Annotated in this window: 25 protein-coding genes; 17 read left to right on the top strand and 8 right to left on the bottom strand. The window is 35.7% G+C overall.

From position 1 onward, the window contains the following. Positions 1–31: 31 nt before the first annotated feature. A complete protein-coding gene (locus tag MKL62_RS17770) occupies positions 32–874 on the bottom strand; it encodes an IS3 family transposase (protein ID WP_223673390.1) in 843 nt (280 codons plus the stop codon). Positions 875–906: 32 nt separating this feature from the next. Then, positions 907–1,416, bottom strand: coding sequence for a helix-turn-helix domain-containing protein (locus tag MKL62_RS17765; protein ID WP_001122273.1), 510 nt, complete (start codon positions 1,414–1,416; stop codon positions 907–909). Between the two features lie 445 nt (positions 1,417–1,861). Between MKL62_RS17765 and MKL62_RS17760 the strand changes: the two genes are divergently transcribed. Then, the gene (locus tag MKL62_RS17760) at positions 1,862–2,416 is read left to right on the top strand and encodes a TetR/AcrR family transcriptional regulator (protein ID WP_001133117.1); all 555 of its coding nucleotides are present in this window, start codon (positions 1,862–1,864) and stop codon (positions 2,414–2,416) included. A 62-nt stretch (positions 2,417–2,478) separates the two neighbouring features. Here the strand turns inward: MKL62_RS17760 and MKL62_RS17755 are convergent, their stop codons facing one another. Continuing rightward, positions 2,479–4,716 carry a TonB-dependent receptor gene (locus tag MKL62_RS17755; RefSeq protein ID WP_005128410.1) on the bottom strand — a complete coding sequence of 746 codons (2,238 nt, stop codon included), beginning with the start codon at positions 4,714–4,716 and terminating at the stop codon, positions 2,479–2,481. A 452-nt stretch (positions 4,717–5,168) separates the two neighbouring features. Between MKL62_RS17755 and MKL62_RS17750 the strand changes: the two genes are divergently transcribed. The 5 genes from MKL62_RS17750 (at position 5,169) to MKL62_RS17730 (ending at position 8,865) form a co-directional block, all read left to right on the top strand. Beyond that, positions 5,169–6,404: a mechanosensitive ion channel family protein gene (locus tag MKL62_RS17750; protein WP_005128411.1), complete on the top strand. Its 1,236-nt coding sequence runs from the start codon at positions 5,169–5,171 to the stop codon at positions 6,402–6,404. 298 nt (positions 6,405–6,702) lie between these two features. After that, complete coding sequence (locus MKL62_RS17745; RefSeq protein WP_000179474.1) at positions 6,703–6,954, top strand: hypothetical protein; 252 nt, start codon at positions 6,703–6,705, stop codon at positions 6,952–6,954. Between the two features lie 412 nt (positions 6,955–7,366). Continuing rightward, complete coding sequence (locus MKL62_RS17740; RefSeq protein ID WP_001123841.1) at positions 7,367–7,837, top strand: hypothetical protein; 471 nt, start codon at positions 7,367–7,369, stop codon at positions 7,835–7,837. A 188-nt stretch (positions 7,838–8,025) separates the two neighbouring features. After that, positions 8,026–8,307: a hypothetical protein gene (locus MKL62_RS17735; protein ID WP_000650375.1), complete on the top strand. Its 282-nt coding sequence runs from the start codon at positions 8,026–8,028 to the stop codon at positions 8,305–8,307. Positions 8,308–8,481: 174 nt separating this feature from the next. Then, the gene (locus MKL62_RS17730) at positions 8,482–8,865 is read left to right on the top strand and encodes a hypothetical protein (RefSeq protein WP_000825555.1); all 384 of its coding nucleotides are present in this window, start codon (positions 8,482–8,484) and stop codon (positions 8,863–8,865) included. Positions 8,866–8,897: 32 nt separating this feature from the next. Here MKL62_RS17730 and MKL62_RS17725 read toward each other — a convergent pair whose 3' ends face one another. Beyond that, positions 8,898–9,404: a GNAT family N-acetyltransferase gene (locus MKL62_RS17725; protein ID WP_005128412.1), complete on the bottom strand. Its 507-nt coding sequence runs from the start codon at positions 9,402–9,404 to the stop codon at positions 8,898–8,900. A 193-nt stretch (positions 9,405–9,597) separates the two neighbouring features. On the opposite strand from MKL62_RS17725, the gene MKL62_RS17720 reads away from it, so the two are divergent. The 4 genes from MKL62_RS17720 to MKL62_RS17705 all read left to right on the top strand — a co-directional run bounded on the left by MKL62_RS17720 (position 9,598) and on the right by MKL62_RS17705 (position 14,336). Further along, complete coding sequence (locus MKL62_RS17720) at positions 9,598–11,754, top strand: TonB-dependent siderophore receptor (RefSeq protein WP_005128414.1); 2,157 nt, start codon at positions 9,598–9,600, stop codon at positions 11,752–11,754. A gap of 305 nt (positions 11,755–12,059) precedes the next feature. Beyond that, positions 12,060–13,172 (top strand): OmpW/AlkL family protein, encoded by a 1,113-nt coding sequence (locus MKL62_RS17715; protein WP_004736587.1) that lies wholly within the window; start codon positions 12,060–12,062, stop codon positions 13,170–13,172. 179 nt (positions 13,173–13,351) lie between these two features. Beyond that, positions 13,352–13,483, top strand: a complete 132-nt coding sequence (locus tag MKL62_RS17710) for a hypothetical protein (protein ID WP_000161254.1) — start codon at positions 13,352–13,354, stop codon at positions 13,481–13,483. 421 nt (positions 13,484–13,904) lie between these two features. Continuing rightward, positions 13,905–14,336 (top strand): hypothetical protein, encoded by a 432-nt coding sequence (locus MKL62_RS17705; protein WP_005128420.1) that lies wholly within the window; start codon positions 13,905–13,907, stop codon positions 14,334–14,336. 68 nt (positions 14,337–14,404) lie between these two features. On the opposite strand, the gene MKL62_RS17700 is transcribed toward MKL62_RS17705, so the two are convergent. Next, the gene (locus MKL62_RS17700; RefSeq protein WP_030423614.1) at positions 14,405–15,988 is read right to left on the bottom strand and encodes an ATP-binding cassette domain-containing protein; all 1,584 of its coding nucleotides are present in this window, start codon (positions 15,986–15,988) and stop codon (positions 14,405–14,407) included. 259 nt (positions 15,989–16,247) lie between these two features. Next, the gene (locus MKL62_RS17695) at positions 16,248–16,691 is read right to left on the bottom strand and encodes a universal stress protein (RefSeq protein WP_001109442.1); all 444 of its coding nucleotides are present in this window, start codon (positions 16,689–16,691) and stop codon (positions 16,248–16,250) included. 288 nt (positions 16,692–16,979) lie between these two features. Between MKL62_RS17695 and MKL62_RS17690 the strand changes: the two genes are divergently transcribed. From MKL62_RS17690 to MKL62_RS17665, 6 genes are all read left to right on the top strand, one after another. Further along, on the top strand, positions 16,980–17,207 hold the full coding sequence (locus MKL62_RS17690; protein WP_000774578.1) for a hypothetical protein: 228 nt from the start codon (positions 16,980–16,982) through the stop codon (positions 17,205–17,207). Between the two features lie 178 nt (positions 17,208–17,385). Beyond that, positions 17,386–17,559 (top strand): hypothetical protein, encoded by a 174-nt coding sequence (locus tag MKL62_RS17685; protein ID WP_001139332.1) that lies wholly within the window; start codon positions 17,386–17,388, stop codon positions 17,557–17,559. A 271-nt stretch (positions 17,560–17,830) separates the two neighbouring features. Then, positions 17,831–18,274 (top strand): RDD family protein, encoded by a 444-nt coding sequence (locus MKL62_RS17680; RefSeq protein ID WP_000221476.1) that lies wholly within the window; start codon positions 17,831–17,833, stop codon positions 18,272–18,274. A 301-nt stretch (positions 18,275–18,575) separates the two neighbouring features. Then, positions 18,576–18,737: a hypothetical protein gene (locus MKL62_RS17675; protein ID WP_001983688.1), complete on the top strand. Its 162-nt coding sequence runs from the start codon at positions 18,576–18,578 to the stop codon at positions 18,735–18,737. A gap of 100 nt (positions 18,738–18,837) precedes the next feature. Further along, on the top strand, positions 18,838–21,594 hold the full coding sequence (mgtA, locus tag MKL62_RS17670; protein WP_005128425.1) for a magnesium-translocating P-type ATPase: 2,757 nt from the start codon (positions 18,838–18,840) through the stop codon (positions 21,592–21,594). Between the two features lie 15 nt (positions 21,595–21,609). Further along, the gene (locus tag MKL62_RS17665) at positions 21,610–22,329 is read left to right on the top strand and encodes an MgtC/SapB family protein (protein ID WP_000775740.1); all 720 of its coding nucleotides are present in this window, start codon (positions 21,610–21,612) and stop codon (positions 22,327–22,329) included. 73 nt (positions 22,330–22,402) lie between these two features. Here MKL62_RS17665 and MKL62_RS17660 read toward each other — a convergent pair whose 3' ends face one another. Then, on the bottom strand, positions 22,403–23,575 hold the full coding sequence (locus MKL62_RS17660; RefSeq protein ID WP_005128426.1) for a benzoate/H(+) symporter BenE family transporter: 1,173 nt from the start codon (positions 23,573–23,575) through the stop codon (positions 22,403–22,405). Positions 23,576–23,761: 186 nt separating this feature from the next. Between MKL62_RS17660 and MKL62_RS17655 the strand changes: the two genes are divergently transcribed. Continuing rightward, positions 23,762–24,235, top strand: a complete 474-nt coding sequence (locus MKL62_RS17655) for an Lrp/AsnC family transcriptional regulator (RefSeq protein WP_000344223.1) — start codon at positions 23,762–23,764, stop codon at positions 24,233–24,235. A 36-nt stretch (positions 24,236–24,271) separates the two neighbouring features. Here MKL62_RS17655 and leuE read toward each other — a convergent pair whose 3' ends face one another. Next, positions 24,272–24,922, bottom strand: a complete 651-nt coding sequence (gene leuE / locus MKL62_RS17650) for a leucine efflux protein LeuE (RefSeq protein WP_000467074.1) — start codon at positions 24,920–24,922, stop codon at positions 24,272–24,274. Positions 24,923–24,924 lie beyond the last annotated feature (2 nt).

The raw sequence follows: 24,924 nt of genomic DNA, 5'->3' as shown, positions 1-24,924 counted from the left end.
ATGATCTGCCCCCATAAAGTTGGACAGTTAGTTAAGCAGTTTTTATAAACTGGTTTCTATATTGTACAGGGGATAAACCTTGTAGCTTCACCTTGATTCTCTCATGATTATAATAATGAATGTATTCTCGTATCGTTTTCTCTAATTCATCAATTGATTGAAATTTTTCTCCATGAAAGCATTCCGATTTTAATATTCCAAAGAAGCTTTCTATTACAGCATTATCTAAGCAATTTCCTTTACGAGACATACTTTGAATTAAACCATGTTGCTTTAATTGCTGTTGGTAATGAGCCATTTGATATTGCCATCCTTGATCTGAATGGAGAATTGGTTTCTCATGTCGCTTAAGTTTAGCTAAAGCATGAATGAGCATATCTTTCACTAACTCATAATTGAGTTTACGTTGGATTCGGAAGGTAATAATTTCCCCATTAAACAAATCTATAATTGGTGATAAATAAAGTTTTTCACCGTTAACATTAAATTCCGTCACATCAGTTGCCCATTTCTGGTTGGGATGGTTCGCTTTAAATTGCCGTTGCATAATGTTATCAGCCACCGTCCCGACACAACCACTTTTATATGAGCGATATTTCAATGCTCTGATACGTGATTTAATTCCCATGGTTTTCATAAGGCGATATACACATTTATGGTTGATTATTATTCCTGTACTTTTCAGGGCAAGAGTAATTCTACGATAGCCATAGCATCCCTTATGCTTGTGATATATGGACTTAATCTGCTGTTTTAACTCAGTATATTTGTCATTAGAGCGTACAGCTTTCATGTGATAGAAATAAGTACTACGAGCAATCTTTGCAATACTGAGTAAGAGTTTTAATGGATAAATTTGCCTTAATTCTGAAATAACCTGAACAGTGTCTGCAGTACAAAGTGTATTTAAGTACGTTGCTTCAGTTTTAAGGCTTTTAGCTTTTTTAAAAAGGCAACCTCCGCTCGTAAAGCGGTCACTTCATCAATGAGTTCCTGTTGAGATTTATCTTTGTCTTCTTTTATAGGCTTAGTTATTTTGGTTTTATCTTGTTTAACCATATTGGTATAAATCCTCGTAGTATTAAACCCGGCAATCCCTTCTTTATGATACTGAGCGAGCCACCTTCTTAAAATTGACGTCCCGCTCAGATTTAACCGTCTTCTAACTTCTCTTACCGGTATCTTATCAAGAAGCATTTGTACAGCCTTGATTTTAAATTCGGAAGAGTAGTAGGTTTTTTTAGTTTTAACATTCAGGCCATCTTCACCTTGTGCCTTATAGTTTTCAATCCATAAGCGGATGGTTTGGAGATCAACATTAAATTCTTGTGAAAGGATTTTATATCCTTTACTTCCATCTAAATAAGCTTGAATGACTTTTAATTTTAACTCTTTTGAATGCTTCGGAATTGGCATAGGGCACACCTCATAAGTTTAAAAAGTCTAACTTATGGGGTGCAGTTCAGAACGGGAGGGGGACACCTTCGGGTGTGCTGGATTCTTTGGCTCCAGTCTGCTAACCCTCTTTCGTTTCGCCACCATTATTTAGCAGTAATGTGGTGAAACTTCTTTATAGCCAAAGGAGTTCGCTATGCGTACTAATTCTTCTCATTTATTGGTTTTTGCCAAAGTCTTTCTGTCTATACCACTTAAACAGTCTATAAAGCGGTTGAATCGACTTTAGGTTTTTGCGTCTTAAAAATCGTTACAACTCAAAAATCATAGCAACAATAAACCCGAGATAGGCGAGCACATCTTTATTGTACGGCTTTTGCATGTCTGTTTTTAGCGCTCAATTTAAGAGTGACGACATTTCTATCTCTTTTATATACAACAAAAAATTATTTTAAGCGGTATAACTATGCCAAATTTAGAAGCTTCATTTAGAGCACTTAGAGTGCTTCACACAGCAAGAGATTTATTTAAACAATACGGATTTCACAAGGTTGGTGTCGACCGAATTATTGCTGAGTCCAAAATTACCAAAGCCACCTTTTACAACTATTTCCACTCTAAAGAAAGACTCATTGAAATGTGCTTAACCTTTCAAAAGGACGGGTTAAAAGAAGAAGTATTTTCTATTATTTATTCATACCGTGAACTTATGGTATTTGATAAGCTCAAGAAAATCTTTTTTCTGCATGCCAACCTCGAAGGGCTGTACCGTTTACCTTTACAGGCCATTTTTGAAATTGAAAAGTTTTATCCAACTGCCTACAAGGTGGTGGTTGATTATAGAAACTGGTTGGTGACCCAAATACATCAATTACTTTTAACCATTAAAGCCACAGCTACACTCGAAGATGCCTATATGTTTTTGTTTGTGATTGATGGGGCAATGGTCCAGCTTTTGAGTAAAGATAGAATAGATGAACGAGACAAATTATTAGATTATTTTTTAATAATGATGTCCTAGATTAAAAATAAAAGCCCCGATAATGGGGCTTTTATAATGTTAGTTACTAACTAAAATCTCAATTACCACTTATGGCTATAAGAAACTTTCAGCGTTGCACCATTTGCTACTAAATGGCTAGTGTTATTACCAGATCTTAATAATTGGCTATAGAGAGGGTAGTACTTGCGGTTAAACATGTTCTCTAAACCAATCGTCACAGTGTCTTTTTTGTTAAGCGCAAAGCTACTGATTAAATCTGCTGTTGTATAAGATTTTACATCGTAGCGACCAAAACTATTCTTGCCGTTTAGGCGGTAATCTTCTGAACCGAAGTAAGTGGCTTGTAAACGGTTTGTCCAAGTTTCTGTTGGGCTATAAGAAATATAACCTGTGAGTTTTAATGGCGGAATACGGAAGCCTGTCATGTCTTGCTCAGCACCGTTTTGCGGTTTTTCACGGCCTTTCATCCATGTAACACTACCACCAGTTCCCCAAACATTGGCATCGTCCAGATAGTCAAAAGTTGCTTCAACACCAGTGACTTTTTCTTTAGTTCTAGCGAGGACTAAACCATTGTTGAAAGATTGCACCGCACCAAGGTCAGAAGTAGAGTGGAAGACCGCTAAGCTTGAAGAAAAATTATTGAAATTTCCTTTCCAGCCCAACTCATAATTATCGACTTTTACAGGTTCTAAGAATGACGAACCAAGGTTAAAACCTTCACTAGCATTACGAATAATTAAACCTACATCAGGTAATTGAAAACCTTGGTTAAACGATGCATAAATTGAATGTTGGTCGTTTGGAGAGAAAGTCACATTAGCATTGTACAACCATGCATCAGCTTTCACTTTTCCGCCCTGAACGGTGTAAGGGTTGGGTTTACCTAATTGTGATAATGGAACAAAGCTATCAATTTGGGCATAGCTGTCTTCATAACGCGTACCAGCTTCTGCTGACCATTGATCATTAAAGCGGTGTTTTAACTGTACAAAGCCACCCACACTTTGCGTGGTAAGCTCAGGTAAATAAATGAGCTTACCAGTTTTTACAAACTCTAAGCCACCAGATTGGTCATAAATTTTTTGATCAAAAATATCTAAAGGCATTTCGCTTTTTTCGCGGCTAAAGTCACCACCCCAAACCAATGAGGTGTCACCTAAAAACTCAAGTGGTGTAGTCACAGTTAAGCGGCTACCGAGTACATTATTTTCTTGATAGATCTGATCGACTTGTCCACCACGATTTGCATTTTTTCGTGCATCAAATGGTGAAAAACGAGTAAAGAAGTCGCGGTAATAAATTTGAGCATCAACCTTATTGCCAAAAAAGTCTTTATGGTTATAGGTTAAATTGTATATCTGGTTTTCGTTTTTATTTTGGTCTTTTAGCTTTAAGCCTTTAATTGCTTTCGCTGGCACTGTTCCGGCAGGGGCATTCTTCACACTTGGGTCAGATGCATAATCTGAATCTTGCTCGGCATTATAGTAGTTTGCAGCAAACTGGACATATTGGTTGTCATCAATATGATAACCAAGCTTACCGCCGATGCTATAGCCGTCAGAATCATATAAATCTCCTTGACTTGGTTCTGGAGCAACACGGTCGCTACTTGCATCGTACGGGCTACCAATACGCTGATAACCAAAGTCGAGTGCATAGTCAAAAGCGTTAAAGCTGCCTGTGAAATATTGATGAATATCGCCACTTAAAGCATTAGAACGGAAGTTTGTTAAAGGTGTTTGTAGCCCAACTACTGTTTTAGCTGTAGGTTCGCCACCAGTCGCTTTCGTGGTAATTGAAATAATACCGCCAGAAGCGCCACCACCATAAATTGCGTTACTACCGTGAATGACTTCAATGTTAGCAATACTTTCAGGGTCGATAGCTGAAAGACCTCTTGATGTGTCGCGTGTCAGGTTCATTGGAACGCCATCGACCAAGATGAGGGCATTACGGCCCCGTAAAGTTTGACCATAATCGGTAATGGTTCGGCTTGAGTCGGAAAGGCCCGGTACGGCTTTAGCTAAAACAGTTGCAATATTTCCAGATGAACCATTTCTTAAAAGTTCAATTTGTTTTTCATCTAGCTTGGTCACTTGTTTGGCAGATGTAGAAAGTTCATCTGCACGTGAAGCGGTGATTGTAATTGTAGGGAGTGCTTCAGGTTTTTTTTCAGCATCTGTTGTCTCAGAAGGCGAGGCTGCAAAGGCCGAGTTTGAGAGAAAGATGGCTCCACCAAGTGATAGAAGTGGAATGATATTTTTTGCTTCAGACTTCCTAGTAAAAAGTTTATTACTTTTTATCTTATTTCCCATTTTCTCGCCCTGAGAGTGATTGTAAATTCGTCGAATTATAAATGAGAATGATTTTAATTAATAATATTATTAATCTATATAATAGAAGTATTTGTGGCTCTTAAATAAACATAAATAACAAAAGATCTTCTAAGAGAGTTAAGAGTTTTGATTAATTTAATATATTTAAAAAAGTCTTAAAACTTGTTCATATGTAGCATTCTTAAGGAATAAAAATCTCTTTTTATATAAGTACAAAGAGAAGCAGTGACTTGAGATAAATATTTTTCCACCTATTCCATACTTGTTAATCTATTTATTGTCTAGTCGAATAGTAGTGATCAGCTTTTATCTAGTTTTACGATTGAATATTACTTCCTTGTTGTATTTATGACGACATATGTAAACAAGCCTTAATCTATCACACATGAACACTTTAAAATTATTGAAAATAAAGTTTTAAGGTGTAGGTTTTGGATTTTTTTAATTTTTATCGTGATCTTCAAGCTGAGTTAAGCAACTATCCTTGGCTAGAAATGCTAGTTTCGCTCACACTTTTGATCCTTTTTGCTGCATTAGCAAATTTCATTGCTAAACGAATTATTGTTCGGGGAATACGTCATTTAGTGACTAAAATTAAGTCACTCAACCAGTCGGTTTTTGCCCAGCATAGTGTCATTAAGCGATTTGCCAATATTGTGCCGGCCATTGTCATTATGAACGGTATTACTACCGTTCCGCATTTGTCGGAAAAAGCGATTGCTTTGGTACAGATGGGCGCACAGGCATTTATTTTTCTCACGATTGCGCTCACCATTAGTGAATTATTAAATATATTTAATTTAATCTATCAGCGTAATCCAAAATCTAGAAATAAGCCGATTAAAGGTTATTTGCAACTCGTTAAACTCATTATTTTTGTTGTTTGCGGATTAATGATTTTGGGTACATTCCTGAAAAAGGATGTATTTACGTTGTTGGCTGGCTTCGGTGCAATGGCAGCCGTATTAATGTTAGTTTTCCAAAATACGATTTTGTCATTGGTCGCGAGTGTACAAATTGCCTCTTATGACATGGTACGTATTGGGGACTGGATTGAAATGCCATCGCTCAATGCTGATGGTGATGTCATTGATATTTCATTGCACACAGTGACCGTTCAAAACTTTGATAAAACATACACCACGATTCCAACCAATAAACTAGTGACAGACACTTTTAAAAACTGGCGTGGTATGAGTAATGCGGGCTGTCGCCGTATGAAGCGTTCTCTTTATATCGATCAAACTAGCGTGCACTTCATGACCGAAGAAGAGCAACAAAAACTCAAAGATTTTTTATTGCTAGATCAATACCTCAATGCCAAGCAATCTGAGATTGACGAATTTAATAAGCATTTAGGTAATCAGTCACGTTATAACAAAAGACGTTTAACCAATATTGGAACATTTAGAGCATATGTTGAATTCTATTTGCGCCAGCATAAGGGGATTGCTCAAAATCAAACGCTTATCGTTCGCCAACTACAACCAACGAGTGAAGGTCTACCATTAGAAATCTATGCATTTACCAATACCACCGCATGGGTTTCTTATGAAGCAATTCAGTCAGATATTTTTGATCATCTGATTGCGATTTTGCCTGAGTTTGGCTTAAGAGTGTATCAGGCACCTTCAGGCCATGATTTTCAGAAATTAACAGTAGAATAAACAACTGTTAGCGTGCTATCTATTTTATTTTCAAATAGATAGCATCTTTTTAATAATTTTATACATTAATTTATAACTATTCTTAGAAAATTATTATTAAATAGCTGTATAAGTTGACTTTAAAAGCTACATGCACATTGTAGATTAAAAGATTTTAAGCAAACTCAATCTAAAACTTGCAGGAGTAAGGCTTAAGTAACAAATTTGACACTTTGAACAAAGAAAATACTAAATGTTTAAGAATAACAAACAATAAAGTTGCTTTACTAAAATTTGTTAGGTGAGTTGGAGTGTTTGAATGGCTACAGCAATTGAGAACAGAGCTAGACAACTTAAAAACGCTAAACGTGGAGGATATGCGCCAACCATTGCCAAAGACGTAAACAAACATAAAGTACAAAAAATAAGGAGAGCTCTAGACGAAGCCCGGCGATATGTGAGTGAACTAAATGACGAAACGGTTATCTTTGACGATCAGGACGCAAGGCAAAAGGCAGAAGGAGCCAAAGCAATTATTGAAATGTTTGAAGCAGCTTTAAGCGGTGCGTGAGCAGCATCAAACTAAAACATAATCATAAAAGACCTTGCTGAAGACACGGTTAACGTTCTAGCCCCTCGACTAGGCAACTTAGTTATTCAGCAAGGCAGTAAAATAAAAATAATTCAAATATTTCTATATTCTATTTTTTACTCAAAAAACCAAAAAAATACCGGTCAAATAATATTATTGATGAGCTTAATTTTTTTAGAAAATTATTACTAACTATAAAAATTTTTCGGAGTTAAAATGTGATGGATTTTACATTTCTATTCATTGCTGTGGTTCGTTATGGAAGTCAGTTTCAGAACACTCTTATAGATTACATTTGGTATTTCAACACTTACATATTGCAATAATATATTCATCATACTTCCCTAAAAGTCTGATCAATCGCGATGGTCAATATAAGAGGGAAGGAAATATGCCAAAATTTCTAATAATTGCCGAGAAGGTTTATAAAAAACTAGAAGAAGATAAATTGTTTTCAGATAACCTGATCGAACAACTAAATAACTTGGTCAGTATTATTCGTAAAGAGATAAAGGGAACTCCCTGTAAACTCAAATACAATTTTATCGATTTTGAAGAATGCCTAAGTAAACCTTTAAGTGAATGCACGATTAAACTCGACATGAGTTTAATGCCTAAATATAAAAATAAAGGTGAATATATTATGTGGCTAGCGAGCTTTATTGAAAGAATCACGGTTGGCGGGCAGCCAAAATTACCACCACTTTCAAGTATTGTGCCAGCCGACTTTAACGCAAAAAAAGAAGCTCAGACGGTAGTTGAAAATAAAAAAGCAGTATCGGAAGAAAATGCAAAGATGATTGTGAATTATTTTAATTCTGAAGAATATCAGAAAAATAATAAAAAAATAAATCTGGTTTAAAACCATATAAAAGTGTGTGTCCACCGCACTTTTATAATCGCTGGAAAATTTCAGCAACCGCCTTCTGGGGCGGTTTTCTTTTGCCATATACATACTTAAACAATTACATCATAAAAAATTCCATAACTTATCTGTATAGCATGTTAAGTTTTTCTACACATCTATAAAAATTACGGAAGGGTTTAAACATGAAATGTTCATATCAAGATCTAGATGGAAATATAGTCGAATTAACTTGTGAAAGTTATATACATATACCGTCAGGTGCCAGTGGAAACAAATTGGGAATAGATAATAGGGCAGAAGACTTAATACATATCACTGAAGATTTTAGTTTTTTTAAGAAAACAGAGGCAGATTCAATACCACTCTATCGATTCGCTGTAGATGCTAATTACAATGTTTTTAATAGTGATGAGCTACCAGCTTTGGCACAAATTGGAACCGATTGGAAAGTGCTTAATGAATAACTTTGCGATTGTTAGGTAGCCTATAAGCTAATGCTTTAATATTTTGTAAAATTTATCGAATAGTAAATATTTAACTTATCTTAATACAGGTATTATAAATAGCTTACTGAAAATATAGTCTAAATATTTATAGGCAGTTTTAGACTAGATGTTGATTATATAGAGAGAAAGAACATGAAGCGCCTTATTATATTATTTCTATTAGCTTATGCTACAAGCTCCTTTGCTCAAGTGCCATTCGAAGTCAGTAAAAGTTGTTTTGTAGTGAATGGTAGAAATATTACTGAGCCTTGCTTACTTTCTTCTACAAATAACTCGACATCTAACTTTGAAAGATTAACTTTTGCTAATACAAAAGTTTTTATTAAAGAATCAAATATTTGTTCAAATAACGATTCATGTGTTTCTGTAGGAAGTAATTTGTCGAATTTAAAAGATGCGACTATTTATTATCGTGATTTAAAATCTAAAAAAATTATTGAAAAACCGGAAAAAGATTCATGGACCTGTTTTAAGCAACCAATTGATAAATTAGACTTTTGTATTTCTTATAATTAATAAAATCTATTTTTAATAAAGAAAATTCTAAATTAGTCTTCGGCATTAAATGCTTCATGGTAGCTTACATCACCTTTAGGAACATAATTTTGAAAACTTAAGGCTTGGAAGTATTCAGGGGGCACTCCAGCTAATTTTAGGTCAGGGTATGCCTTAAAACCAAAGCGACTGTAATACTTTGGATCACCTAATACAACACAACCTTTTGCGCCTGATTTTTTTAATTTTTCTAAAGAGCTATTCATAAGCAATGATCCAATGCCTTGTCCTTGCTTATTCGGCGCGACAGAAATAGGTCCTAAGCCATACCAATTCTTTTCACCTGATGAAATTTGCACTGGTGAAATTGCCACATGCCCAACAATAGTATTATCTTCAACCGCAACTAAAGACACTGTAAGTTGTTTGTGCTTTCTTAAACTATTAACAATAAAGTGTTCAGTATGGCTCGTATGTTCAGCATTTAGAAATGCCGCTTTAGTCAATTCTTCAATTTCTTTAATATCTTCTTCTCGCTCATCGCGAATAAAAATATTCATCTTAAGTTTGATCCGTTTTTCTCAGCTACTCTTTTATTTTTAGCATCAATCGGCTTAGTTAGGAATAAATTTCAATCATAAAAACTTGTATAGGCCATAAATAAAATAAATGAAAGTAATATTGATAATCAGTATCAAATGATAATTATTCTTTGTATTATTCATGTAATTTTTTTAAAGCTACTTAAAGATTATGCAAAGGACTACGAAACACTTTCAAATTAATGCATTAGCACTTGCTATAGCAATGAGCACAATTTCAGCGCATGCAGAGACTGATCAGCAGACTTCAGAATATGGAACTCTTCCTACCATTAAAGTAAAAGCTGGAAGTGGCGAAGAAAATGAAAAAAGTTATATAGCAGGGAAAACAGAAACAGCGGTTCCACTGGGTTTATCCGTTCGTGAGGTTCCACAATCTGTTTCTGTCATTACTCAACAGCGTTTACAAGACCAGCAATTGTCAACTTTGGTTGAGGTCGCCGAAAATGTTACAGGGGTAAGTGTTAACCGTTATGAAACCAACCGAGGTGGAATCTATTCACGTGGTTTTGTAGTAGATAACTATATTATTGATGGTATTCCCACCACATATAGCTTGCCTTGGTCTTCAGGTGAAATTTTCTCAAGTATGGCCTTATATGATCATATTGATGTAGTTCGAGGAGCAACAGGTCTTACATTTGGTGCTGGAAATCCATCTGCTGCGATTAATATGGTTCGTAAGCGTGCTACGAGTACAGAGCCAACTGCTAACGTAGAAGTGAGTGCAGGGAGTTGGGATAATTACCGTGTTATGGGTGATATTGCCAACTCCCTTAATCAACCAGGGACAGTACGTGGACGAGCAGTGGCCCAATATGAACAAGGCGACAGCTATACCGACTTGTTGTCTAAAGAAAAGCTAACTTTACTGTTAAGTGCTGAAGCAGATTTATCTGAAAATACCCTTTTATCGGGTGGGGTAAGTTATCAGGAAGATGATCCGCGTGGACCAATGTGGGGAGGTTTACCTGTCTGGTTTAGTGATGGCACAAAAACGAACTGGTCTAAAAATACCACTACAAGTGCTGACTGGACACGCTGGAATGTTAAATATACCAACCTATTTGCAGATTTAACTCATAAATTTAATGACAACTGGTCAGCTAAACTGTCTTATTCTCATGGTAAGCGTGATGCTAATTCTAAGCTTTTATATGTTTCAGGTAGTGTAGATAAAAATACTGGTCTAGGGCTATCTCCTTATGCATCAGCGTATGACCTTGAGGTAGAGCAAGATAACGCTTCTTTGCAGCTCAATGGTAGTTTTGATTTGTGGGGCTTAGAGCAAAAGGTTGTTTTGGGTTATCAATATTCCAATCAGGACTTTACAGCGTATGCTCGTTCAACTGATACAAAAATGGAAATTGGCAATTTCTTTGAATGGAACGGGAGCATGCCTGAGCCAGTGTGGAATGCACCTACACTCAATGAGAAATATAATATTGAACAAAATGCACTATTCGCTGCGACTTATTTAAATCCGATTGAGCCTCTAAAATTTATTTTAGGTGGACGTTTTACAAATTATGAAAAGAATATATATGGTCGTAATTCATCCATAAAATATGACCACGAATTTGTTCCTTATGCAGGGGTTATCTATGATTTCAATGATGTTTATACTGCTTATGCAAGTTATACCAGTATTTTTCAGCCCCAAGATAAAAAAGACTTTGATGGTAACTATTTAGACCCGGTTGAAGGAAACAGTACTGAAGTAGGCCTAAAATCTGCATGGTTTGATGGACGTTTGAATGGTACTTTAGCACTTTATCATATTAAGCAAGATAATTTAGCTCAGGAAGCAGGGGACGTCACTCGTAACGGGGTAAAAGAAATCTATTATCGGGCAGCAAAAGGTGCGACGAGTGAAGGTTTTGAAGTTGAAGTAAGTGGACAAATCACACCAGACTGGAATATTACAGCAGGCTATAGCCAGTTCTCTGCCAAAGATGCAAATGATGCCGATGTTAATACCCAACTTCCACGCAAGATGATTCAGTCATTTACCACCTATAAATTACCGGGCAAATTAGAAAACATAACCGTGGGTGGCGGGATAAATTGGCAAAGCAGTACCTATATTAATGCTAAGAATCCGAAGAAAGTTATTGAGAAAGTTGAGCAAGGAGATTATGCACTTGTAAACCTTATGGCCCGTTATCAAATTACAAAAGATTTTTCAGCTCAGCTTAATATTAACAACGTATTTGATAAAAAATATTACGGTGTTTTCCCGGCATATGGCCAAATTACTTTAGGTGCCCCTCGAAATGCGGCGCTAACACTACAATATAAGTTTTAATGAAGTTATTTTTTAAGAGCACCTATGGGTGCTTTTTTTATAATTCTAAAAAAGAGCTAAGTATCAAAAGAGTACTGGTTTTCACCTCTATTTTTTACCATTTGATAAAATTATTTTTAACTAAAATTTTACCGTTCGTCTGCTAATTAAGATAACTAAGTCATGAATTTATATATGAAAATGTGATGGATTTAACTTAAATTTATTTGCTTAAAAATTATACTAATTGATAAAAAATATAACTTGGCTATATTCCAAGAACATATTGCAGAGTTAGCAATATGCATTTCTAGGATGGAATAAAAATGAAAATAAAATTATCGAAAATAGTAATAGCCAGCTCATTATTGATATTTGCAAATATGAGTTATGCAGAGGGAGTAAAACGGTTTTCTGTCTCGGCAGGTTGGTTACATGTAATGCCTCAAGGTAAAGCTAATCCATTTAATATCAATACAAGCGTTAAAAATGGAACAGTTGCTAAAGTGGGAAGTATTTCACCGACCAGTTTCTTAAACTCCGTTGATCCTAATGCTACAGAGGTAGATGTAGGCGGTGAACCTTTTAATCAAAAAGAGTTTCTTGAACTCGCTTTAAATGATGACTTTTTAAAAGGGCTTCTACTTGATGAAGAAGGCAATATAAAACCTGAGGTAGCAGGTGAGGCAACGATTCAAGGGTTAGAGCAGTGGCATCAAAATGATGCCGGCCTTGAAGTAGATGACACAGACACATTAGGGCTTATGTTTAACTATTATCTCAATGACAATGTGTCTTTACAATTTATTGGAGGCATTCCCCCTAAAGTCGATATTAAAGGTCAAGGTGAAATCTTGGCACCATTAAGCGGTGTCGCGTTGTCACCACATGAATTAGTTAAAATTCTTTTTCCGAACGGCATTACCTTAGGTCAAGCAGTCCCGATTACCAATTTAGGCAATAAACCTAAAGCAGCTAGTGTTCGTGCTTGGACCCCTGCAATTGAAGCACAATATCAATTTGGGAAGAGTGGGGTGAACAAGTTTAGACCTTATTTAGGTGTGGGTTTAATGTATGCTCATTTTAATGATATTAAACTAAATGACGAAATTCGTTCTGACCTGATCTCTGCAGGTCATATGATTCAAAATGTATTAGATGGTAAGGCTGGGGCTGCCTTGGATCGTAAAGAGTCTAGTGGAAATATGGTGGTTAAAGTAGATGCAGATGATGCGATTGCGCCTATATTTACTGCCGGTTTTACTTATGATTTTAATGATTCTTGGTATACGGTTGCCTCAGTATCTTATGCAAAACTAAATAATCGAACACAAATTGATGTCATTAACCAAAATACGGGCGCTCGCTTAATTCATGGGTCAACTAAAGTTGATATTGATCCGATCATTACATATTTAGGGGTGGGCTACAGATTTTAATTTTTTAATCATTTGAAGCAGTATCCTGAAGATGAATTCAATAAACTAAAATCTTTGGGATACTTTTTCATTTTACATTTCTTTGTGAACACTACAAAAAAGTCTATAAATCTATGCTGATCGTAATATTGATAGCCAGTATTTATAAGCTAATCAATTAAAACTGTATGAGGTGAGATATGACTAAAATTATCGCTACCCTAGGTTTAGCAGCAATCGTTTCGCTTTCTGTGGCGGCTTGCCAAGGTGAGAATGATACTAAACAGCAAGATAAAACCACGACTCCACACTCAATGGATAAAGACTCCTAATTTTTATAAATTTTAAAGCCTATCGTTAGATGGGCTTTAAAATAACTTTGCTGCGTCTTGCTATTCCTAGCTATTGTTAGGGATCAAACTAATCCTGTGTTAATAAGACAGCACTACAGAAAAATATGAATCTTCTTTTATATGTGCCAGTTGGTTTCCATAGCTTGCATTGAATTGCATACGGTTTTTATAGGACATGTACTTAAAGCCACTTTGATAAAATGACTCATTATGGCCATTACCATAAATTTCGGCTGTAAAATTTCAAGAGCTGATAAGTTAAGTTTAATGACACTCACTTTTGAATAGCGAAGAAATAACTTACAAATCCAAACGCTACTCATCAAATCTATACATAAAGTTAAATTTAATAAAAATTATCTTTCTTATAATAATTTAAAAATAATTTTGAGGACTAAAAATGAAAAAAATCATTAAAATTTTATTACTATCTAGTTTGATTTTATCTATACCATTATCTGTAGTTGCTAAAAATGTTGAGACTAAAGTAAGCTTTTTAAAAGGTTCTTCTCAAACTACGTTAACCGGAAAGTTTCAAGGTTATGATGATGTAAGATATCGAGTTTTTGCAAAAAGTGGACAGATTTTAAAATTTAATATTAATAGTTATGGTAATTTAGCTTATATTAATATTTTCGCTCCAGGTCAAAAGCCTGATAAAGATAAGCCATTATTCGTGGGTTCGACTGTAGGTTTTTCAGGTGAAGTAACGCTACCTGTCGATGGTGATTATATTGTTCAAGTTTATCAAATGAAAAAAAGCGCACAAAGAAATAGAGCAGTTTCTTTTAATCTAGATCTACAAATATTAGATAATAAAAAAATAAAATGATAATTAAAAGATTTATATAAAAGCTCTAATAGTTAGAGCTTTTATATAGGCATAAAAATAGCGTAGTGTTAATTTAAATAAATTGAATCAACAATCCCGCATTTTTCAACAAAACTTAAATCATGTGAAACTAATAGTACAGAACCTTCATAACTAGAAATAGCATTTGCAAATAGCTCTCTTGACTCGATATCTAAGTGGTTTTCTGGTTCATCAAGTAATAAAAGTTCAGGCATAGGCTGAGCATGGCTCAAACCTAGTAAAGCAACTTTTAACTTCTCACCACCACTGAGTTGAGCTAAGGGATATGTGCTTTTATCACCACGAATCCGAAGCTGACCTAATAAATTTCTCCACTCTAACTCAGTAATATTTGGGTTAATATTTCTTAAGTTTTCAACAGCAGAGAGATGGTCTAATAAAAAGCTAAAGTTCTGGTCGAGATAAAAGCAATTTACAAACAGTTTAATTTCATCTGTAGCAGTTACAGCAGATTGATCAATCTGTTTCAGCAAAGTTGATTTCCCAATACCATTTCGGCCAACCAAATGAATCTTTTGACAAGCTCTTAAGGCGAGATGAATTGGTTGTTGTGTCCCATAGTTGAGTTTTAAGTTATCAATTCTAAGAATTTCTCCTGTTCTTTTGTGTAAAGAGGGGAATATAAATTGTTGGGGCTTAACAGTTTCTAGAAGTACTTTTTTACTCTTCAAGTCTTGCTGGCTTTGATCGATTTGACGCTGATGTTGAGAATGAATTGCTCCTATGCTTTGCCCAGCCTGTTCTTTTTTAAAATCGAGCAAAATTTTAGCTTGCGAGTTTGAGTCACGAAGTTTGTTGCCAGCACGCTCACGTTTTTGGGCTTTCATTAAAACTTCATGCTGCTTTTGCTTCATGTGCTTAACTTCACGTTGATGCTGATGTACTGACTGTTCTAAAGCCTCGATTTGGGACTGATATTGCTCATAAAATTTTTCATAATTTCCTGTAGTGTGCTGTAGGCCATGCTCATTTAAGTGATAAATATGGTCGACTTCATTTAACAAAGTCAGATCATGACTAATAATAAAAGCGCCTGCAGGATGTTTCTTTAACTGAGCAATTAGCCACTGTCTAGCTTCTTGATCGAGATGGTTGCTTGGCTCATCAAGTAATAGGTAATGATCAGTTTTTAAAAATAATGCGGATAAGGCTAACTTGGTTTTTTGGCCTTCGCTTAACTGCTTAACAGGGAAGTCTAAATCGGTTGGTAGCTGAGCAGATCGTAGTAAAGCTTCCCAAATATTAGGAAGATCCCAATGTCCTTCTAACAAATCATAATCATCATATCCAGCTTCACCTTGTTCCACTCTTTGAAAAGCCTTGTAAAGATGGTTGACCTCTAAAGCTTCTGCAATTGCGTCTGATTGGAGACGAGTGAGCTGAGATAAATATGCATGGTTTGTTTGCCAGTTTATTTGACCACTTATATGCATTTCTGTAGTGGGTGAAATCTTGTGAAGCAATTGCATAAGTAAAGACTTACCTTGACCATTGCGGCCAATTAAGGCTGATACTTGATGATGCTCAAGTGAGAAATTCAAGTCTTTAAACATCACTTTTGAAGGAAACTCCAAAGTGAGTTGTGATATTACACATGCCTGCTGAGTCATAAGAACCTCATAAATACAGGATGTACAAAATAGGAATGTAAAGCTTTAAATAAAGACGCTAAGTCACTAAAGAATAGTCTATTTTGCACATCAAAAAAGAGAAAATTGATGAGAAAAAAGACTTACTTCATTGGCGTGACTCACAAAATAGAGGGAAAGAGAACAATAGTGTATAACGGTTTTTAAGCTGTGTAAAACTTATGCATTTTTTACGATAAAAAGCCTAATCAATGGATTAGGCTTTTAGTCGACTCAGCAATTATTCTTTTACCACCAAAACTTGGATTTTAGTGCTGTTTAGAACATCTTGCGCAAAACTACCCAAAATAAGTTTTTGGAAACCTTTACGACCATGTGAACCAATAACAATCAGGTCTGAACCCAACTCTTCTACAGCTTTAAGAATGCCATCAGATGAGATTTCACCTTGAATAATTTGTGTTTCAATATCAACACCTTCTTCAGCGCATAGGGCTTTTACTTTCGCAAGTGTTTTTTCTGCATTAGCACGCGCTTCAACAAAATAATCTTTTACAACAGGAGAGATGTAATAGAAATCGACACCACTAAACGGGTCCACTGCAACCAGACTAATTGCTGTAAGTTTACTACCAAAAGCTTTAGCGATATGGGCCGCTTGTCGTGCTGCTGCCAAAGAAATCTCAGAACCATCTACAGGTACAATAATATGTCGGTAATTCATAATGTTATTCCTCTTATTTACAAGTTGTTATATGTATGAAGCTTTTCTTACTTAAAGATTAACACATTTGTTTAAAGGTAGAAATCAATTCAATTCACTTGTAGTTAAATTAAATAGTATTTAATTATATATTTGATTTTTAATGCTTTTGTTTGAGATTGATAAAGAGGGAGTTGAGACTAAGCCCAATTTAATTTTTTAGAAGAACTTTACAATAAATTACCTTTCATATTTTTGTCACACAGAAATCGTATAACCGAATCATATGTAAGGGGGAAGTAGTAAGATATGGCCGATTTAACAGCAAAGAAAGTCAGTAAACTTATCGAGGAATTTCGCCAAACTGGTAAAGAGCCAGAAAAGCTAGTGATTGGATATAAAACTTATGCAAGACTCATGGCAGATGATAAGTTTGCAGAAAAAGTTGTTCCTTCGTTAGAAAACTCAAAAGATCGATTATATAAAAATCTAAAAATAAAACTTATTACTGAAAAACATTATTTTGAAGTTAAATAAAATATAAATGTGATATTTATCACATTTATATTTTTGTTGTTTACATTTAGTAGGAATTATTAACATATTGTTTTTAAGTTGATACAAATATGGGGTGTAATCAACATTTGAAAACAGCATTCCTTTACAGACTCGATAGAATAAATTGCTTTTATTTTTAAGTAGTGGAATAAATTGAATGCCAAGTATTAGTGTAATTTTATTTTATATTTTAGCTATTTTAGGCTTTTGCTCTGCTGTGGGAGGATTATTAAGTTTAAGCATGTTTTTAATCATCATCGGTATTGGGCTTATTTGTGCAGCTTTTTTGCTAAAAAAAGAATTTAAAATTGATGTTTTATTCTGGAAATAATCATTGGTTATAAATGATTAAATTAATAAATATAATTAGTTTTCACCTCATACAAATGAGGTGTAATTTAAATATTTTAATATGATATATATTATTTTAACTTAAATTGATGTAGCTTTTATTTTTCAAAAATCTTATTACAATTCTAAATAAAACCGGAAATTAAAAAATACATTAAGTATTTAAAAATAAAAAGATTTCAATTACGATGAAAGACCAATAAATTAGTTACTGTGGCATTAGGTAAAAATAACAAAAGCGAGGTGAACACATGACCTATAAATATGAATATGCAGGGTTTTGGTTAAGATTTGGCGCAATGATCATTGATACTCTTATTCTTTTTTTAGCAATTATTCCAGCCGCATGGATCTTTTATCATGGAGATTACGATCTCATATTTGCTACAGGTATGAGTAGTAAACCGCAAAACTATTGGTTTGATATGATCGTAAATTATGCATTTCCATTTTTATATACTGTTTTGTGTTGGATCTACTTTGCAGGGACACCAGGAAAACGTCTAATGCGTTTAAAAGTTCTCGATGAAAAGACAGGTAATAAGTTAACTTTCGTACAATCTCTCATTCGCTATATCGGATATATTCCATCTATTTTAGTGTTTTGTATCGGTCTTATTTGGGTCGCATTTGATGCTAAAAAACAAGGATGGCATGACAAGATGGCGAAAACAGTGGTGGTTAGAGAACTGTGATTTATAGTCACTGATGAATTAATAAAAAATTACAAAAAAAATCTTGTGCCTTGTAGAGTAAAACCTATACTTGCCGCGAGTTTATTTAACGGAGATCCTAAATGGGTAGTTGTTCGAGGTTCGAGTTTAATTATCAATTAAACCAAAGCCAATACTGAGCAAGGTAACCTTTAGGAGAGGCTATCTTGCAATGAGATAGCTTTGTTAAAAATTAGATTAAACCTATACAAATTACTTGATTTGTAATCATTCACTTCAGCATTTATCTGTTTAGTTTCTCGCTAGAAATGGGGAGAAGCCAATGTTTTTATACGCTTCCATACACGACCGTTATATCTACCAGATTTTAATCTTGGTAAACAATTCGTCTCATGCGATTCAAAGCATTCGGACCATGTTCAGTTATGTGACATTCCGTCAACGTTGGTCGGGCTTTGGGCTAATTTTCTCTTCTTCATCGTAAGTCTACGATCTCCTATTCCTTTCTAAATTAAAAAATTTAAAAGACTTTATTTTCAATAAGGTCGAGAGCTTTGTACGCCTAAAAAATGGAGGATTTCGTGATGAAATTCTGGCAACGACTCTTCACATCATTTTTACAAAGATTTCATTTGATGCGTTTTTTCGGTCGTAATCGATCTTTTAAAGAGCTACATCAATCTAGTTATGCTCAAGAAATTAGCAAAAATTTATCTAAGCGTTTGCTTAATGCATCAAGGGCTCAAACGAATGATCTATTAAAACAATTCGATACTCATTTGACAGGGCTTACAGAAGAGCAAGCGTATACCCAACAAATGACGGTGGGACTTAATGAAGTTACTCATGAAAAGCCATTAACTTGGTGGCAACACCTTTGGTATTGCTACCGTAATCCGTTCAATATTTTACTTAGCCTGTTGGCATTGATTGCTTTCTTTACCGATGATCTAACAGGTTCAACCATTATTAGTGTGATGGTAATTCTTTCAACACTACTTCGTTACTGGCAAGAAGCAAAGTCAAATCAAGCTGCGGATGCCTTAAAGGCAATGGTCAGTAATACTGCTACTGTATTGCGCCATCAAGTCAGTGCAGAAGATTTAGAACTTATGCATGAGCGTTATGGCATTGATACTAAAAACCAAACCCCTCACCAATTTGAAATACCAATTCAGTATTTAGTGCCGGGTGATGTGATTTTATTATCTGCGGGTGACATGATTCCTGCGGATTGTAGAATTTTGTCTGCTAAAGATTTGTTTGTCTCTCAAGCTGCAATGACTGGTGAATCAATGCCTGTCGAGAAATTTCCTTTGCAGAAAAATCTTGAAGAAACCAGCGCTTTAGAGCTAGATAATATTGTATTCATGGGGACCAATATTGTTTCTGGTTCAGCTCAGGCAGTGGTTTTAAGTACGGGTATCCAAACATATTTCGGTGCATTGGCTCATCGAGTTACGGCTACTGATCGGAGCACGACTGCATTTCAAATGGGTGTCAATAAAGTAAGTTGGTTGCTCATTCGCTTTATGTTGGTGATGGCACCTGTTGTACTTTTCATTAATGGCTTCACCAAAGGCGATTGGGCCGAAGCATTTTTATTCGCATTATCTGTAGCTGTTGGTCTTACTCCAGAAATGCTACCGATGATTGTGACTTCAACTTTGGCAAAGGGTGCGGTTTTCTTATCTAAAAAGAAAGTGATTGTTAAACGTCTAGATGCGATACAGAACTTTGGTGCCATGGATGTTCTGTGTACCGATAAAACTGGAACACTGACTCAAGACAAAATCTTTTTATCCCAACATATTGATGTTCAAGGCGAGAAATCAGACTTTGTACTCATGCAGGCATTTTTAAATAGTTATTATCAAACAGGCCTAAAAAATTTGCTTGATGTGGCTGTTTTAGAAGCTGTTGATGATCAGATCAAAATACAGAAGTTACGTTACAAGAAGTTAGATGAAGTTCCTTTTGATTTTGATCGCCGCCGTATGTCAGTCGTGGTACAAACGCCTCAACAAAAAGCCCGTATGATTACCAAAGGCGCAGTTGAGGAAATGTTAAAGGTTTGCCGTTATGTCGAGGTAAATGGCAAAGTAGAGCCTTTAACAAAGCAACGTGAAGTGGCAATTGAGGCATTAACTCAACGCTATAACCGAGATGGTTTAAGAGTGGTGGCAGTAGCGTATCGTGAGTTTAAAAATCATCAGGAAAATTATTCAGTTGTTGACGAAAATGATCTGATTTTAATAGGTTATATTACTTTTCTTGATCCACCTAAAGAGTCTGCCAAAGAAGCTGTACAGAGTTTACAGGTCCATGGCGTAACGGTAAAAGTGCTGACTGGGGATAATGAGTTTGTCACCCAAAAAGTGTGCCGAGAAATTGGCCTGAATTATGATCAAGTTTTATTGGGTGGTGTAATTGAAACCTTAACTGATCAACAACTCAAAAGAGCAGTAGAGCAATACCACATTTTTGCGAAATTAAGTCCGGTTCACAAAGAACGTATTGTTGAGCAGTTAAAAGCAAATGGTCACGTGGTTGGTTTCTTAGGAGACGGTATTAACGATGCCGCTGCTATACGTGCTGCCGATATTGGTATTTCAGTAGATACCGCAGTAGATATCGCTAAAGAGTCTGCAGATTTAATCTTGCTTGAAAAAAGCCTGATGGTTCTTGAAAAAGGTGTGATTGAAGGCCGTAGAACTTTTGCCAATATGCTGAAGTATATCAAAATGACGGCGAGTTCAAATTTTGGTAACGTTTTTTCGGTACTTATTGCGAGTGCTTTTATTCCATTTTTACCAATGCTGCCTATTCACTTATTGATTCAAAACTTACTTTATGATGTTTCACAAATTGTGATTCCTTTTGACAATGTGGATGAAGAGCTAATTGCAAAACCACAGCGTTGGCAACCTGAAGAAGTTGGCCGCTTTATGGTGGTGTTTGGACCGATTAGCTCCATTTTTGACATGATTACCTTTGGGTTAATGTGGTTTGTATTTTCAGCAAACACTCCTGAACATCAGACGCTATTCCAATCAGGCTGGTTTGTGGTGGGTTTACTTACCCAGACATTAATTGTCCATATGATCCGCACAGCTCAAATTCCATTTATTCAGAGTCGTGCCGCGACTCCATTATTAATAATGACAGCGGTGATTATGTGTATCGGGATTTTCTTACCAATGGGTCCTTTAGCAAGCTATTTAAAACTACAAGCTTTACCTTTAAGTTATTTTTTATATTTACCTGTAATTTTAGGTGCTTATATGTGTGTTACTCAATGGGTAAAGAAAATCTATATCCGCCGTTATGGCTGGCAATAAAACAATAGGTGCAAAATGAAATTGCAATTTCTACAACATACAGACTTATCAAATATTATTGATACTTTAATTAGTCTCTCGGCTGCTTTTATTTTAGGGGCGTTAATTGGGTTCGAACGTCAGTATAGGCAACGTACAGCTGGTCTTCGAACAAATGTTCTAGTTGCGGTAGGTGCAGCAATTTTTGTAGATATTGCAATTAATCTTACTGGAGCAGATGGAGCTGTTCGGGTAATTGCCTATGTTGTTTCGGGTATTGGTTTTTTGGGTGCGGGTGTCATTATGCGCCAAGAAGGCAACATCCACGGTTTAAATACCGCAGCGACTTTATGGTGTTCTGCGGCAGTAGGTGCTGCCGCGGGTGCTGATTTAATTATTGAAGCAATATTGGCGACAGCCTTTATTTTATCTGCCAATACGCTATTAAGGCCGATTGTCCATATTATTGACCGTCGTCCGTTAGACGATGACACAGAAGTTTTACATGTAATCTACATTATATGTGACCGAAGTCAGAGCAAGGTCGTTATGGATGAATTAAATCTAACCTTAAAGCATCATAATTATCCTGCTAAAGATATTGATGTCACGCCTTTTGGAGAAAAAGAGGTTGAAATAGAAGTAACGCTAATTGCAACTTCAATCGAAGCAGAAGAAGCACAGCACATCATTAATCACTTAAATGCAATGCCGCAAATACGACAAGCGTTTTGGGATAAAAACACAATTAACTAATTTAACGAGAGTTTGCGCTTAATTTTTTATGAATTTCTCTAAATGATAAAGCGCAAACTCTTTCGTTTAAGCCTTATTTTTTAGCTTTAAATTTAAGGACTATAAATACAACAATACCGACAACCAGTCCCCAGAAAGCTGAACCAACACCGAAAAATTGGATACCTGATGCACTACATAAAAAGGTAAATAATGCCGCTTCGCGGTCTTCAACTGGACCAAACGCAAGCGCAATGTTTTGACTAATCGTACCAAGTAAGGCAATGCCTGCTAGCGCTACAATAAAAATATGAGGAAAAGACATCAGCAAGCTTGTGAGAGTTGCAGCAAATAGCCCCATCAACACATAAAAAAAGCCACAGCTTATACCCGCAATATAACGTTTGCTTGGATCAGGATGAACTTGGTCGTCTAAGCTTACGGCAGCACTTATCGCAGCAATATTAACGCTGTAACATCCAAAAGGTGCAAGCACAACTTGAGTTAAACCAGTCCAACCAATCAGTTGATTAACGTGCGGTTTATAGCCATAACTCTTGATCATGGCTATACCGGGTAAATATTGCGACGCCATGCTAATCACAAAAAGTGGTAATGCTAAGCCTAAAAGTGCTGACCAGCTAAATTCAGGACTAATCCAAACGGGTTTAGCCAAGGACCACTCAAGAGTAGGCATATGAAAGTCTAAAAAGACAGGGCAGAGGGCAATACCAGCCAGTGCGGTAAATACAATGCTGTAACGCGGCCATAATCTTTTTGTAATGACATAAATAGCGAGTAAAGATAAAACAAATGTCCAATCATTTTGCAAGCTCGCGAAAAGCGAAATCCCAAACTTAAGCAAAACTCCGGCAAGCATGGCACTGGTTAAGCTTTGTGGTATATAGGAAAGCGCTTTTTGGAATATACCTGAAAAGCCTAAAATCGCAGTAAGTAAACCACCTACTAAAAAAGCGCCAATTGCTTCATTTAAACTATAGCCACTACCTGTTGCCATAATTAAAGCGAGGCCCGCAGTTGACCAAGCTGTTGCTACGGGATATTTAAATTTCCAAGAAAGGATGAGTCCTGATAAACCAATACCTAAGCCTAAAGCCCAAAACCATGAGGTGATTTGTTCAGCTGACGCACCTAAAGCTTGAGCAGCCTGAATCACTAAAATAGCCGAAACACTAATACCAATAAGAAAGGTAATAAAACCAGCAAATACGGCTGGTATTGAGAAATCTTGAAGAATCTTTTGCATAGCTAAATGTTCTAAGTCCCTGAAAAATTAATATGTTTCTGCCTATGTTCTCAGCTAGGTAAATCTAACAATTTTTTTTAAGAAGGTGCTTTCTATTTTTGACTTTAAAATGAAAGAATATTTTTTAAATAGCCATTAATGATATTATTTATTTCATAACAAAAGGTGAATTTGGGATATTGTTTTATGGATGAGCAGGCTGAAAATTTAACACCTCTTGAATTGAAAATTATGCGCTGTTTACAAGAGAATGGACGTTTAAGTAATGCTGAACTGGCAAAACTTGTTGGCATTAGTACTTCGTCATGTTGGAACCATACTCAGCGTCTTTTTAAGATTGGGGCCATCTTGGATGTGCGTGCTCGAATCAATCCGGGTATGGTGCAACGTGAGACTATTGTTTTGGTCGGAGTAGTGCTGGATCGCTCGACACCTGATAGCTTTCAGGCATTTGAACAAGCAGCAGGTGATTTAGAGAATGTTCTTGAATGTTACTTGGTTGCCGGAGAAGTCGACTACTTTCTAAAAATTCGTGTTAAAGATTTGGCTGCTTTTAACCGTTTCCATAGTGAAAAAATTATTGCTTTACCCGGGGTAAGACAGGTAAGAACATTTTTTGTGCTCAATGAAGTTAAAACAGATGGCATGCTGGCATTTTAACAACTTAATAGATTCTGACTTCCTTGACTCGGCAGCTTACATTGTTGAAGTTGCCAGCTTTAAACCAAATCCGAAAAATAAAATGCCAACTAAGAAAATTCCGCTTGCTGCAATTTTATGGTTTTGTTTGAAAAAAGTTGAAAGTTTAATTCCAGAGAAAATAAGCGCAGTTAAATAACTGAAGCTAATAATTTGTAAAATCACCGCTAAAATTAAAAAGCTTAAAGCTGGATAGGCATAATCCGGTTCAACAAACTGCACAAAGAAAGACAGGAAAAATAAAATCGCTTTAGGGTTGAGTAAACTAATACTTAAGGCTGTTTTATAAGGGTGAACTTTATCTAAAGCAGGTAAATCAGCCATTTCTGCTTGGGGTTGATTACGTAATTTCCAGCGCTGAATACTGCCTTGTAAAAGCTTAAAACCTAAATAAGACAAGTAAAGTGCGCCGACGAGTTTAAGTACAATAAAAACCCAAGGGAATGCTTTTAATAAAGAAGCTGCACCAAGTACAGTACAGAGCATTAAAATTAAGTCGCCGGTAAAAATACCAAGTGCACCCATATATCCGGTTTTAATACCATAGCGTGAAGCAATAGACATCACATAAAGAGAATTGGGTCCTGGCAATAACACAATTAGGAATGTACCAATAATATATGTTGTTAAGTCTGTTATGCCGAACACGA

The organism is Acinetobacter sp. AOR01_HL (assembly GCF_027855455.1).
Taxonomy (GTDB): domain Bacteria; phylum Pseudomonadota; class Gammaproteobacteria; order Pseudomonadales; family Moraxellaceae; genus Acinetobacter; species Acinetobacter baumannii.
Note: the sequence above shows the minus strand (reverse complement) of the source record. Positions and strands in the feature narration are given on the sequence as shown.